This is a genomic window from Smaragdicoccus niigatensis DSM 44881 = NBRC 103563 (assembly GCF_000380645.1).
In the GTDB taxonomy this organism is placed as follows: domain Bacteria; phylum Actinomycetota; class Actinomycetes; order Mycobacteriales; family Mycobacteriaceae; genus Smaragdicoccus; species Smaragdicoccus niigatensis.
In genome coordinates, this window is the sequence record NZ_AQXZ01000017.1 from 193,391 (window position 1) to 205,993 (window position 12,603).

Below are 12,603 nucleotides of genomic sequence, written 5' to 3' on the forward strand. Positions count from 1 at the left end.
AAGTTGCGCTGCCTTTTCGGACGGATGGGATACCGGCCGGATTGGCCGCGGCGCATACGGCGATGGATGCGAAGATGCCGGGTTTCTATCACATCACGAGTGGGTATAGCACCTTGGCAAAAGATGCCCTTTAGCTGGGAATCTCGTTAAAACCCCCCAACGGCCGGGCGTGTGCGTGGTAGAGGCGAATCGAACCTGTTGTCGCGGGGGGTTTCTCGACGAGACGACGACGAACCGGGCACAGTTCGCAGGTTGATCGACGCCTTCGTGGGGCGCGCACGGGCTCAAGGTGAGGTCGAGGTCGGAGCCCACGGTGGGTGGCGTTGTCCTACGCCGGGATTGTTCGAAATGTGGTTGCCATGTACACGCCAGACGCTTGGTTGTTCTTGGCTGGTCTGACCCGCAGCGTTACCGAGATTCGGAAGTCGTCGGGCCTTACGTAGTAGCACTCGTCAGATTCGGGACAATAAATGCAGACGAAATCGACCGCGGTCTTATCCAAGCGGGCGGTGTGAGTTCCATTCCGGTCTGCCCAGGTGGACCGAAACTGCACCTGGATTGATCCTGATGACGCCGACCGATACTTGACTTGGACCCGGTGAAAAGTCCCGTCGCGGTATGCGACCAAGTCGAACTCAGTGTGCTCACTTGCGGGAAAGAGCACTACAAATCCTTGGCTCACGAGGTCCGCGTGGGCCTTTGCGACCCCGAGGTCACCCTTGTCTTTGGTGTGATGGCTGGCCACCGAGAGACCCTAGCAGTACCCGTCTATCGGTCAGGAGAACTTTGTGGGTGCGAGTGTCCCGTTGTGTTTCGCTTTCCACACGCCAGCCGGCGTCCGATACAGTTTGTACCGCGCCTCCGTAGCTCAGTCGGATAGAGCAGTTCACTTCTAATGATCTGGTCGCAGGTTCGATTCCTGCCGGGGGCACTTGTGTGCCGCGTGAGCGGTCGGTCTCGCGCGGTCAGCCGGGGAGCAGACCCCGCAGCCGGGCAATCAGCGATTCCCGGACCGCTTTCGTGATCGCGGCGTTGATCATCCGGTTGAGATCGTCGGTGTCGCTCAGATCAGCCATCAGGGCGCGCAGGTCGAGGTCGTTGATCGCGCGCCGGAGAACGTCGTCGGTCTTGAGTGCTCCGTTCACCACCGAGTCCGGCAGGTGGCGGATCAGCCATTTGACGTACCCGGGCAGATTCGCGTTCGCCAGCGCCTCGTCGGTGAAATCGGATGCGGGTGGCAGGGTGCCGTCGGCCTTCATTCGGTCCACTGCGCCAAGCAGACCCGCTCGAATCGCATCGATCTCAGCATCCGTGCGCGTGCCCGGCTGCGCTAACTGGAGCACCAGGGTCTCGCGGGATATGTGCAGGCGGCACGCGGCGCCGTCCAACCCAAGGAGGACGAGTCGCGTGCCGAGGGCCTCGATGTCGCCGGTCGCGATCGGTGCGACAACCCGGGCAATGCATGGGTCGGCAGGCCGCGCGGGGACGAAGTCACCGCCGCCGTTGGCGACCTGCACACCGAGCACGACGCAGACCAGCGTGGCGGCGACGCCGGGGAGGACTGCGGCGCGCAGATTCCCGGGCCTCATGCGTGCCTCCTTCTGCGTACTGCGGTGAACGGAATCAGCGGTACGAGCGCGGCCAATGCCAGCCCCGCCCCGATGAGGAACGAATCGCGGAAAGCGAAGGTGGCGGCCCGCTCGAGTTGTTCGTCGAGGCTGCGTTCGAGCGCCTCTGCCGCTTGGCGCTGCTCGGGTGCCACCTGCAGCGTGGCGAAGGCCGGGTGTAAGTCCGGCACGCGTCCGCGCTCGCTCGCAAGTTGATTGCTCAGCCCCTTGGCAAGGGCAATCTTGTCCTTGACCGGCAACGGGGCATCCAGGACGAGTCCCGTGATGGCCTCCTGTGCGGGTGCCTGGGCGTCGACGAGATCGGCGGTGAACACCGGCGTCAGAATCGCCAGTCCGAGGACTACTCCCGCGTGCCGGGCGCCGATCGTCCAACCGCCGTGCATCGCTCGCGGCACTCGATCGCGCAGGGCCTGGAAAGTAAGGGAGTCGACGGTCAGTCCAAGTCCCAGCCCGATCAGAGCTTGCGGCGCGATCGTCCACGCCAGGTTTGCCGAAGGCGGAATCGCCAGCGCGACCAGACCGCCGGCGATGAGCAGACACCCGGCCGCGGTTTCCGAGCGCGGGCCAGATCTGACCCGACGTGCCAGGGGAGTCGCAACGAACGCCGCAATCGGCACAACCGACACCGTGAGCGCGGCGACGGCTGGCGAGCGACCCCACCCCTCGACCAGAAGCAAAACGACCAGGAACAACGCGGCGGTCAGCGCTGCCGAGAGCAACAGCAGGGCGAGGTTCGGCGCGATAACCGGGCGGTGCGTCTCCGCGGTGTGAACCGATGGGCGGCGAATCGTGAGCGCGGCCGGGACTGCGAGAACTGCGACCGGAACCTGCACGACGAAGATCGACTGCCACGAGATGGCCTCGGTGAGGAGTCCGCCGGCGACTGGGCCAACCGCGGTTCCGATCACGCCCGCCGTCGTCCACAGGGCGAGACCCCGTTTCTCGCCGGTCGCCGCGACAAGCAATTCCAGGCATCCGACCAGGACGAACGCGCCGCCGAGTGCCTGTACGCAGCGCGCGGCGATCAACACTTCCATCGTTCCGGCCAGGGCGCACGAGGCTGACGCCGCCGCGAAAACCGCGATCCCGGCCGCGCACATCGGCGCGGGGTTCCAGCGGTCGCACGCCCAGGCGGCCGGTACGACAACGACGGCAAGGACGAGGTTGAACGCGATGAGCACCCAGGAGACCTGGGCGACGGTTCCACCCAGGTGCCGAAGGATCTCTGGCAGCGCGAGCGTGACGATCGCGGAGTCAGCGAGAACAACTGCCACGGTCAACGACAGGAGGGGAACCGCGACGCGACGCACAACAACAGACTTACGCGACAACCAGCGCGTGCGCACCCGGCAACGAGAACTAACGTTGCTCTTATGGCGAACTATGACCACGGCACCACGACCGGCGCTTCGACTCTGGCGTCGCCGCTGACCGAGATCGTCAATCCCGCCCAGCCGAGCGCCGCCGAAGAAGCGCGCACGATCGTCGCGTCGACGAACATCGGGACGCTGGCTTCCCTGACCGTTGACGGCGACCCGTGGGCATCGTTCGTGACATTCGGCCTGCTCGGCGGCAACCCGGTGCTGTGCGTCTCGACGATGGCCGAACACGGGCGAAATCTGGCAGCGGATCCGCGCGCCAGCATCTCCATCGTGTCGGACATTGCCAAAGACCCTCTCGCGACCAGTTGAGTGACGCTCGCCGGAGTCGTGCACCGACCCGAGGGCGACGAGTTCACGTCGGCCCGGGACGCTCATGTCGCGGCGGTCGAGGCGGCCAAGTACTACATCGATTACACGGACTTCTCGGTGTGGGTGCTGCACGTCGACCGCGTGCGCTGGGTTGGCGGCTACGGCCGCATGGCGTCCGCGACGAGCACGGACTACCACGCCGCGACGCCGGACCCGATCCTGCCGAAGGCTGCCTACGGCGTCGAGCACCTCAACGCCGACCACGCCGATGCACTGTTGCTCATGGCGCAGCACCTCGGCGGATATCCGGACGCGACACGCGCTGTGTGCACGCGGGCCGACCGGTATGGACTGGGACTGCAAGTGACGACGCCGCGCGGTTGGGCACCGACGCGCGTGGGCTACCTCGAGCCGATCAACGACATTGCGGACCTGCGCAGCGCAACCGTCGAGCTGACGCGGCTCGCGCGGAGTAAGGGCTAGCCGAACGGCAGGTGATCACGGGGAGCTCAGAAAGGGCGCTTACCCTGTGCATATGGCATCGACCGCTTCCGCCCAACACGATCGATCGCTGATTCCTGTTATCTACGGGGGAGCAGCGGCGGTGGCAGCGCTGGTCGCGGTCATGCTCGCGGCGTTGTCGGCGGAGGCGGTCCAGCAGTGGCTCGGCATTCCTGACCCCGGCGCGATCACGACGTACGGATTGCCCGCGCTCACCGCGATCGCCGATGGTGCGGGGATGGTCTCGGTCGGCGCGCTCCTGCTTTCGGCGTTCCTGGTGCCACCGCAGAAGGATGGGATTCTCGACGTCGACGGATATCGGGGCCTTCGAACCGCCTCGGTCGCGGCGACCGTGTGGGCCGTCGCGAGCTACGCGCTCGTGCCGCTCACCTTGTCGGAGGTGTCGGGGCATCGGGTCGGCGAGATCGTGTCCGCGCCGAACTTCGTCACGCTGGCCGTCGAGGTTTCGGCTTCGGACGCCTGGCTCAAGACGGGCGTGATTGCGCTGATCATTGCCGGAATCTCGCGGATGGTCGTGCGCTGGGGGTGGACGCCGGTCTTGTTCGCGGGCGCCCTGGCCGGCTTCCTTCCGCAGGCAATCGCCGGTCACTCGTCAGCCGGCGGCGCGCATGACATCGCCACCAACAGCCTGATCATCCACTTGTTCGCCGCTGCGGTGTGGGTCGGTGGACTGATCGCGGTCTTGATGCTCGCGTTCCACCGCAGCGAACATCTGCCGCTCGCCCTGCGCCGGTTCTCCGCGCTGGCAGGCTTCGCGATCGCCGCGATGGCGGTATCGGGCGTTCTGAACGCACTGGTGCGGATCACCCCCGGACAGCTGCTGACGACGGACTACGGGCGGCTTGTTTTCGTCAAGATCGTCATTCTGGCGGTGCTGGGCTTCGTCGGATTGCAGCAACGCCAGCGCGCGATTCCGCAGATCGGTGCCGGTCCCGGGCAATTCATCCGGTACGCGATGGTCGAGGTGGCGCTGTTCGCGTTGGTGGTCGGAGTCGCAGTCGGGCTCGGTCGTACGCCGCCACCGGCGGCGACGACGCGACCCACGGTCATGGAAGTCCAACTGGGCTACAACCTCGACGGACCGCCGACTTTCGCTCGCTTGCTCTTCGACTGGCGATTCGACCTCATCTACGGCTCACTCGCGATCGTCCTTGCGGTGGTCTACGCGCTGGGCGTGCGACGGCTCGTCAAGCGCGGCGACGCGTGGCCGGTCGGCCGCACCGCGGCATGGCTGGTGGGCTGCGCGTTTCTGCTGATCGGTTCGTCCTCGGGCATCGGAAAGTACGCGCCGGCGATGTTCAGCGTCCACATGGAATCGCACATGATCCTGTCGATGCTGGTACCGATCTTCCTGGTCCTCGGTGCACCGGTGACGTTGGCGCTGCGCGCGCTTCCGCCGGCGGGCCGAAACAACCCGCCGGGTCCGCGCGAGTGGCTCCTGGCTGCGGTGCACAGCCCCGTCTCCCGGTTCCTGACCCATCCGGCGATCGCCGCGGCGATTTTCGTGGTTGGCTTCTACGGCTTCTACCTCGGCGGGATCTTCGGCGCGGTGGTCGACTCGCACTTCGCGCACCTGGTGATGACGGCTCACTTTCTGCTCAGCGGCTACCTCTTCTATTGGGTGGCGATCGGTGTCGACCCACACCCGCGGCCGACCTCGTCGCTCGCGAAGCTCGCCATGGTGTTCGGTGTGCTGCCGTTCCACGCGTTCTTCGCGGTGATCATGATGAACCAGGACACCCCGATGGGTGGCTGGTACTACAAGGGCCTCGGGCTCCCGTGGGTCGACGACCTGATGGCTGATCAAAGCCTGGGCAGCAGCATCGCGTGGGCGGCTGCGGAAGTTCCGCTCGTGGTCGTGATGCTCGCTTTGCTGATCCAGTGGGCCCGCACCGATCAGCGGGAAGCCCGCCGTATCGACCGGGCGGCAGACCGCGACAACGACGCCGAACTCGAGGCTTACAACGCGATGCTGCGCGAGTTGGCGCAAAAGGACCGCGAGCCGCGACGCTGAAACGGGGTTCCCAACACCGCGCTGAGACCCTGTCTGTCGAACGAATGACCTGGTAGGGGCGATTTGTCAGCCTTGAATCTCGATTGAGAAACGGTTGCCAGCGCGATCTGTGTGGTGGGGGAGTCCGGGTGACGCGCGCGGATAGCGTCCGCGGCATGCGCAGTCTTCGCTTCCGGACCTTCGTGACCGTGGCAGCCCTCGGTGTCGGCATCCTCAGCCAGATGCCGGCCGCGTCGGCGGCGACCGCACTCAGCGAACTCAGCCCGAAGGCGGCGCTCGCCGAAGCCTCGCAGGCGTACGAGATCTCGTATGCGACGATCGGCTCGCGCGGCGAGGCGGCCGACGGATCCGGCTCGGTTTACCTGCCCAAGGGCACCGCGCCGGCGGGCGGTTGGCCGGTCCTCGCGTGGGCGCACGGCACGGTTGGAATCGGCGACGATTGCGCCCCGAGCCGCGCCGGCCGAACGCAGCGCGACATCGACTACCTCAACCACTGGCTCAAGCAGGGCTACGCGATCGTCGCGCCGGACTACGTCGGGCTGGGAACGCCGGGCATCCATCCCTATCTGCACGGACTTTCCGAAGCCCACGCGATGGTCGACGGTGTCGGCGCCGCGATGGATGCAGTACCCGAGCTGAGCCACAAGTGGATGGTCATCGGACAGTCGCAGGGCGGTCAGGCCGCGCTCGAGACCGCGAGCACCGCGACGAAGTGGAGGTCTGACCTGGACTTCCGCGGCACCGTCGCAACGGGTGCAGCCGCGAATCTCGACATGGTGTTCCAGCTCGCCAACCCAGTGATCCCGAACGTGGGCATTCCGGAGCTCACGACGATCGCGTCGTACTTCATCGCTGGTTTCCGGACCGCCCGACCAGATCTCAACATCGACTCGTACCTGTCCGACGTGGGAAAGAAGGTCGTCGCCGATGGCGAGACCCTCTGCTTCGACGACATGGTCAAGCGCGTCAAGGGAATCGGCATCGGCCAGTTGCTGAAGAAGGATGCACTGCCGCTGCGCGAGGCGATGAAGCAATACCTCGAGGTGCCGACCACCGGCTACGACCGCCCGATCTTCATCGGCCAGGGACTTCTCGACACCGTCGTTCCGGCGCCGCTCACCGCGAAGCTCGTGACCGAGATGACCGCCTCCGGTCAGCCGGTCACCTACAAGACGTACCCGACCGACCACAGCGGGACGATGGCTGCGTCGCTCGTGGATTCGACGCCGTTCGTCAAGGCGCGGCTGGGATAGGCCTCAACTCAGCGCAGGGAGAACTTCACCGTGACCTGGAACTGGACGGACTGAGTCCCCGGTTCCAGGGGCACACTCTCGGCGGCCTTGTCCATGTTCATCACGACCGGTGGCTGCGAACCGCTGGTCGCCTCGGTGATCGTCACGACGTCGCCGAGATACAGGTCGGAAAGATCGGCGTACTGCTGAGCACGCTTCTTCGCGTCGGCGAACGCGAGGGAGCGGGCTTCGGTGACGGCCTTCGAATCGTCGTCGAGCGTGAAGCTCACCGAGTTCACCCGCGCATCGTTGCCGCCGGCGCGGACAGCGGCATCGATGACCTTTGACGCCTTGTTGAGGTCACGCACGACGACGGACACCATGTTCGTCACCTGGTAGCCGTTCGGTGCGCCGTCCGGTCGGTAGTTCGGCGAGATCGTGAACTGGCTCGTTCGGATGTCGGCCTTGGCCACGCCCAGCCCGCTCACCGAGTCGATGATCGCTTTCGCGCGCTCGTTCGCTTGGTTCATCGCCGTCGTGACATCCGCTGCGGAGGTGCTGACTCCGAGTTCGGCGGTCAGGGCGTCCGGTGCACTCCGGACTTCTCCGGTTCCGACGACGGTGACGGTCCGGCCTTCACCGTTGGGACCGGGCCCGGGGCCACCGCCGCAGCCAGCGAGAGTCGCGGCCGCGGCGATGGCGGCGAGGACGGTAACCGGGCGTCGCGTCATGGCTTCGAGTGTGCCCGAATCGCCTAGCTACCGAGATCGAACGCCTGGAACACGATGCCGTATTCGGCACCGATCGATGCACCCTCTTCCTGGAAGAACGGGGGCATGAATTCCTCTGGGTTCGGATGCCAGGGGAGAGCCGCCAGGTACTGCTCGTGGGCCTTGAGCGACGCGATTCCTCGGTTCAGATGCTCGACGGTGACCGCGATCCCGTGCGTCGGCTTGTTGGCGCTCGCAACGAGGAGCCACTTCGGGGAATGTGGCAAGAGGATGCCGTCGCTGACCTGCTCAGAGAAGACCCACGGATTGCCGGCGTCGCGAACGGCATCGATCGTGGCCAGTCCGGCGGCGCGGTGATCGGCCTGATTCAGACCCCATGAGACCTCGACGTCGAAGGCGGTCGTGAGGACGACGTCGGGGCGGAAGCGCCGGATCTGCAGCGCGATGTCGCGGCGAAGGTCGAGGCTGTAGACGAGCATCCCGTCGGGGTGATCGAGCATCGTCAGGTCCGTGACACCGACCGTCGCACACGCGGCCTCTTGTTCGCCGCGACGGATCGCCGCCGTCTCGTGCGGCGGATTCGGCATTCCCGCTTCACCCTTTGTGAGCAGCAGATATGCCACCTCGATGCCTTGATCGGTCCATTTCGCGATCGCGGCGGACGTGCCGTATTCGAGGTCGTCCGGGTGCGCGACCACGCAGAGAATTCGCTGGAAGGTGTCGTCCGGAAGGAGAGGCAGTTGGGCGGTCACAGCTACGACCGTAGGGTGCGACCGTCCGCTCTGCCAGGTGGTTTGGCCGCACGTCGGTAGAAATCGCCGATGCCGGGTACGCCGGTCATAACGAGCAATCAAAGAGGCGGGGATTCTCATGGTCGTACTAGGTGCTCTTCTACTGATAGCTGCTCTCGCCGCGGGCGTCGGAGTGCTGGTGATGAACGCGAACACAGCCACCGACGAGTCGCTGCACGTCTTCGGGTACATCTTCGGGACAACGCCGGCCGGCGGGTTCCTTCTCGGCGCTCTCGTCGGAGCCGTCGCGCTTGCCGGAATCGCTCTCATCGCCAGCAGACTCGCCGGCTCGGCCGGCCGAAGGAACTCAAGTCGGCAAGTCGAGGCAGAACGTGCGGCTTTGACGGAGAAGCACCACAAGGAGCTGACGGTTCTCAACGCGCAGGCAGAAGAGGATCGTGCGGCTCTCATCGAAGAGCACGAGACAGATTTGGCGCGGCATCGCCAGGAGGCGGAGACACAGCGGGTGACTCTGGCCGAGCAGCATCAACGGGAACTCGACCGCCAATCCAAGGAGGCCGAGGCGGAGCGGGCCGAGCTCATGCGCCATCACGGAGAGCAGCTGGCGCTGGGAAAGCAGGCGGTTCGCGATGCACTCGAGCGTGCGCTTGGCAGTTCGGGCGAATTGGTCGCGGACAAGCCAGAGAAATTGGAGACCGAGACGTTAGACACCGAGAAGTCAGACACCGAGAAGTCAGACACCGAGAAGTCAGATACCGAAGAGTCGAACGCGGAGTCCTGGGAAAGGGCTTTCGGCGACAAGACGGACGTCGACGTCACGGATATCGACGAGAGCAATGACGACAAGACCGACGTCGACGAGACGCGGGACGAGAAGGTCGAACCCCTTGGCTGGCACCACGAGGTGGATACTCCGCACGAAGGCAACGGCCACCGGACGGGCCGTCACCGGGAGTCCGGCGAGACGGAGAATGGCGCGGCACCCCACAAGAGCCTGTGGCAGCGTGTGGTCTCGGCCGTCGACCAGCGTCGTCACGAATGACCGGCGTTCGTCGCGGAGTGTGACAGCGGCTACCCTTGGTGGCCGTGGCGGAGTTCATTTACCAGATGCAGCGCGTGCGCAAGGCGCACGGCGACAAGGTCATCCTCGACAACGTAACCCTTAACTTCCTGCCAGGCGCGAAGATCGGTGTCGTCGGACCGAACGGCGCCGGTAAGTCCAGCGTGCTGAAGATCATGGCGGGACTCGACAAGCCGAACAACGGCGACGCGTTCCTCGCTACGGGCGCGACGGTTGGCATCCTGATGCAGGAGCCGGCGCTCAACGAGGAGAAGACCGTTCGCGGCAACGTCGAAGAGGGCGTTGGCGAGATCATGGTCAAACTCAAGCGGTTCGACGAGATCGCCGAACTCATGGCGACGGACTACTCCGATGAGCTCATGGACGAAATGGGCAAGCTGCAGGAGGAGATCGACCACGCGGACGCGTGGGACATCGGCGCCCAGCTCGAGCAGGCAATGGACGCGCTCCGTTGCCCGCCGGCAGACGAGCCCGTCACCAACCTCTCCGGTGGTGAGCGTCGCCGCGTCGCTCTGTGCAAGCTCCTGCTGAGCAAGCCTGACCTGCTGCTTCTCGACGAGCCCACCAACCACCTCGACGCCGAGTCGGTGCTGTGGCTCGAGCAGCACCTCGCGTCGTACGCCGGTGCCGTCCTCGCCGTCACCCACGATCGGTACTTCCTAGACAACGTCGCGGAGTGGATCCTCGAGCTCGACCGCGGTCGCGCGTTCCCGTACGAGGGCAACTACTCGACGTACCTGGAGAAGAAGGCCGAGCGCCTCGAAGTCCAGGGCAAGAAGGACCAGAAGCTCCAGAAGCGTCTCAAGGAAGAACTCGCCTGGGTTCGTTCGGGCGCCAAGGCTCGTCAGGCCAAGAACAAGGCACGTCTGGGTCGCTACGAGGAGATGGCTGCCGAGGCGGAGAAGACGAGGAAGCTCGACTTCGAGGAGATCCAGATCCCGGCTGGTCCGCGTCTGGGCAACATCGTGGTCGAGGTCAGCCACCTGGACAAGGGCTTCGGTGAGCGCACGCTCATCAAGGACCTGTCGTTCACTCTGCCGCGCAACGGCATCGTCGGCGTCATCGGACCGAACGGTGTCGGTAAGACGACGCTGTTCAAGACGATCGTGGGTCTCGAGAACTCGGACAGCGGCGAGGTCAAGGTCGGTGACACGGTCAAGCTGAGCTACGTCGACCAGAACCGCTCGGGCATCGATCCCAAGAAGACCGTGTGGCAGGTCGTTTCCGATGGACTCGACTTCATTCACGTCGGTAACCAGGAAGTTCCGTCGCGTGCGTACGTCAGCGCGTTCGGCTTCAAGGGACCGGACCAGCAGAAGCCGGCTGGTGTTCTCTCGGGTGGTGAGCGCAACCGTCTCAACCTCGCGATGACGCTCAAGCAGGGTGGAAACCTGATCCTGCTCGACGAGCCGACCAACGACCTCGACGTCGAGACCCTGTCGTCTCTGGAAAACGCGTTGGAGAACTTCGCGGGCTGCTCGGTGGTCATCTCCCACGACCGCTGGTTCCTCGACCGCACCTGCACGCACATTCTCGCCTGGGAGGGCGACGACGCGAACCCGGCGAAATGGTTCTGGTTCGAGGGCAATTTCTCGTCCTACGAGGAGAACAAGATCGCGCGCATGGGTGCGGAAGCGGCTCGCCCGCACCGCGTGACGTACCGAAAGCTCACGCGTAACTGATCGCATGACGGTGGGGCCCACGATATTCGTGGGCCCCACCGGCATAAGAAGGGTCAGCTGCCGCCGAGCAGACCGGACAGAAGGCTCACGATCATCTGCAGAATTCCGGTGGGTGACGACGTATCGGCGTGCGTCGCTGCAGCTCCGCTCAGCGCGGTCCCGACCGTGTTCGTGGCGTGTGCTGTTGTCGCAGCGACGCTGGTCGCGGTCTGACCGACTTTCGTCGTTTCCTGGACCGCGTCGGTCGCGGCCGCCACGTTAGCCGTACTGGAGACGGTCACCGACATGTCGGCGAGTTTGGCGGGTCCATCGTCATCGGTGCAGGTCGGCTTGACCGTGTAGGTCCCAGCCGGAATTCCGGCGAACGTTCGAGTGGTCTTGAGGACGTCAGGTCCGCCCGCAAGCGTTTCCTTCTTGACGACGATGCCCGCGGCCAGCACGTCGGCCGTGCAGCTGATGTTGCCTTTTCCGGTGACATCGACGCCAAGCGTGACCGTGTTGCCGTTCGCGGTGAGAGTTCCACCGCCGCTGATCTTGGCTGACGCGATGGCTGCACCGCCGACTGCGGCGACGGCAGCGGTACCGACGACGAGGGCTACACGCGCGCCCGCACGCAATTGAGTGTGGTTCATGGGGTCCTCCATCCCAGCGGGCGGCACCGTCGCCGCGACCCGGACGCTAGGGCGTTTGCGTCGTGACGCCCGAAGTGACGCGCAGCATGTGATGGGGTCAGCGCCCAAGTGTGACTGCGGTGTGACCGGCGCCCGGTGTCCCTCCCCGGTCAGGTCCACGAGACCTGCGTGCACGAACTGACGGCGCTGTACGGCTGCGGCCAGTCGTCGCTCCAGCGCAGTCGGCGTCCGCAGCTTCGACCGTAGGTCACCAGTTTCGAGCTGTAGGAGTACGTCGAATCGGTCGTGGAGATGTCGGCAACGCGATCGCAGTCTTCCAGAGTGCCGGCGTAGCAGCCGAGGACCAGGTTGTCGTAATCGGTGCAGGTCAGCGCTTCGGACGGGTCACCCGGCTGGTAGTACGCCGGGTTCGGGGTGGGCAGGTCGTACGTGCACGAGCCGTCCGCCGCGACGTGCCGGTCCGGCGACGTCTGCTGGTCGGTGCCACTCGAGGTCTCGGTGCCACCCGTACTGGGCAACGCGGACCCGGTCGGGTCCACACATCCGGCCAGCGTCAGCGACGCCAGAAATATCGTCATTGCGCCCGCAACGGAGCGTCGGTTCAGTGTCTTGCTCATGGTTCTTTGGAGAACGGGCGG

11 protein-coding genes, 1 tRNA gene and 1 pseudogene are annotated in these 12,603 nt (G+C 65.3%); 6 read left to right on the forward strand and 7 right to left on the reverse strand.

Features of this window, described 5'->3' with window-relative positions:
• Positions 1-328: 328 nt before the first annotated feature.
• Positions 329-745, reverse strand: coding sequence for a group I intron-associated PD-(D/E)XK endonuclease (locus F600_RS0113655; protein ID WP_018161181.1), 417 nt, complete (start codon positions 743-745; stop codon positions 329-331).
• A 112-nt stretch (positions 746-857) separates the two neighbouring features.
• On the opposite strand from F600_RS0113655, the gene F600_RS0113660 reads away from it, so the two are divergent.
• A tRNA-Arg gene (locus F600_RS0113660) sits at positions 858-931 on the forward strand.
• A 34-nt stretch (positions 932-965) separates the two neighbouring features.
• Here the strand turns inward: F600_RS0113660 and F600_RS0113665 are convergent.
• Both F600_RS0113665 and F600_RS0113670 read right to left on the reverse strand, forming a co-directional pair.
• Entirely contained in the window at positions 966-1,589 is a 624-nt protein-coding gene (locus tag F600_RS0113665; RefSeq protein WP_018161182.1) for a hypothetical protein, read from the reverse strand.
• Entirely contained in the window at positions 1,586-2,938 is a 1,353-nt protein-coding gene (locus F600_RS0113670) for an MFS transporter (RefSeq protein WP_040631375.1), read from the reverse strand. The genes F600_RS0113665 and F600_RS0113670 overlap by 4 nt, the downstream gene beginning before the upstream one ends.
• 63 nt (positions 2,939-3,001) lie before the next feature.
• Here F600_RS0113670 and F600_RS28255 point away from each other — a divergent pair.
• The 3 genes and pseudogenes from F600_RS28255 (at position 3,002) to F600_RS0113685 (ending at position 7,108) form a co-directional block, all read left to right on the forward strand.
• Positions 3,002-3,802 (forward strand): annotated as a pseudogene (locus F600_RS28255) (HugZ family pyridoxamine 5'-phosphate oxidase).
• A gap of 52 nt (positions 3,803-3,854) precedes the next feature.
• A complete protein-coding gene (locus F600_RS0113680) occupies positions 3,855-5,855 on the forward strand; it encodes a bifunctional copper resistance protein CopD/cytochrome c oxidase assembly protein (RefSeq protein WP_026306518.1) in 2,001 nt (666 codons plus the stop codon).
• A 155-nt stretch (positions 5,856-6,010) separates the two neighbouring features.
• Complete coding sequence (locus tag F600_RS0113685) at positions 6,011-7,108, forward strand: lipase family protein (RefSeq protein WP_018161187.1); 1,098 nt, start codon at positions 6,011-6,013, stop codon at positions 7,106-7,108.
• A gap of 8 nt (positions 7,109-7,116) precedes the next feature.
• Here the strand turns inward: F600_RS0113685 and F600_RS0113690 are convergent, their stop codons facing one another.
• The gene (locus F600_RS0113690) at positions 7,117-7,818 is read right to left on the reverse strand and encodes an SIMPL domain-containing protein (RefSeq protein WP_018161188.1); all 702 of its coding nucleotides are present in this window, start codon (positions 7,816-7,818) and stop codon (positions 7,117-7,119) included.
• A 23-nt stretch (positions 7,819-7,841) separates the two neighbouring features.
• A complete protein-coding gene (locus F600_RS0113695; RefSeq protein WP_018161189.1) occupies positions 7,842-8,570 on the reverse strand; it encodes a PIG-L deacetylase family protein in 729 nt (242 codons plus the stop codon).
• 181 nt (positions 8,571-8,751) lie between these two features.
• On the opposite strand from F600_RS0113695, the gene F600_RS0113700 reads away from it, so the two are divergent.
• Positions 8,752-9,612, forward strand: coding sequence for a hypothetical protein (locus F600_RS0113700; protein ID WP_156024584.1), 861 nt, complete (start codon positions 8,752-8,754; stop codon positions 9,610-9,612).
• A gap of 44 nt (positions 9,613-9,656) precedes the next feature.
• Positions 9,657-11,333, forward strand: a complete 1,677-nt coding sequence (gene ettA / locus F600_RS0113705; protein ID WP_026306521.1) for an energy-dependent translational throttle protein EttA — start codon at positions 9,657-9,659, stop codon at positions 11,331-11,333.
• Between the two features lie 53 nt (positions 11,334-11,386).
• Here ettA and F600_RS0113710 read toward each other — a convergent pair whose 3' ends face one another.
• Both F600_RS0113710 and F600_RS0113715 read right to left on the reverse strand, forming a co-directional pair.
• Positions 11,387-11,965, reverse strand: a complete 579-nt coding sequence (locus F600_RS0113710; RefSeq protein ID WP_156024585.1) for a hypothetical protein — start codon at positions 11,963-11,965, stop codon at positions 11,387-11,389.
• Positions 11,966-12,114: 149 nt separating this feature from the next.
• Entirely contained in the window at positions 12,115-12,582 is a 468-nt protein-coding gene (locus F600_RS0113715; protein WP_018161192.1) for a hypothetical protein, read from the reverse strand.
• Positions 12,583-12,603 lie beyond the last annotated feature (21 nt).

Excerpts from the sequence above, each read along its gene's own strand:
- F600_RS0113665 (WP_018161182.1), bottom strand. The coding sequence starts at position 1,589 with ATGAGGCCCGGGAATCTGCGCGCCGCAGTCCTCCCCGGCGTCGCCGCC.
- F600_RS0113680 (WP_026306518.1), top strand. The coding sequence starts at position 3,855 with ATGGCATCGACCGCTTCCGCCCAACACGATCGATCGCTGATTCCTGTT.
- F600_RS0113685 (WP_018161187.1), top strand. The coding sequence starts at position 6,011 with ATGCGCAGTCTTCGCTTCCGGACCTTCGTGACCGTGGCAGCCCTCGGT.
- F600_RS0113690 (WP_018161188.1), bottom strand. The coding sequence starts at position 7,818 with ATGACGCGACGCCCGGTTACCGTCCTCGCCGCCATCGCCGCGGCCGCG.
- F600_RS0113700 (WP_156024584.1), top strand. The coding sequence starts at position 8,752 with ATGAACGCGAACACAGCCACCGACGAGTCGCTGCACGTCTTCGGGTAC.
- F600_RS0113710 (WP_156024585.1), bottom strand. The coding sequence starts at position 11,965 with ATGAACCACACTCAATTGCGTGCGGGCGCGCGTGTAGCCCTCGTCGTC.
- F600_RS0113715 (WP_018161192.1), bottom strand. The coding sequence starts at position 12,582 with ATGAGCAAGACACTGAACCGACGCTCCGTTGCGGGCGCAATGACGATA.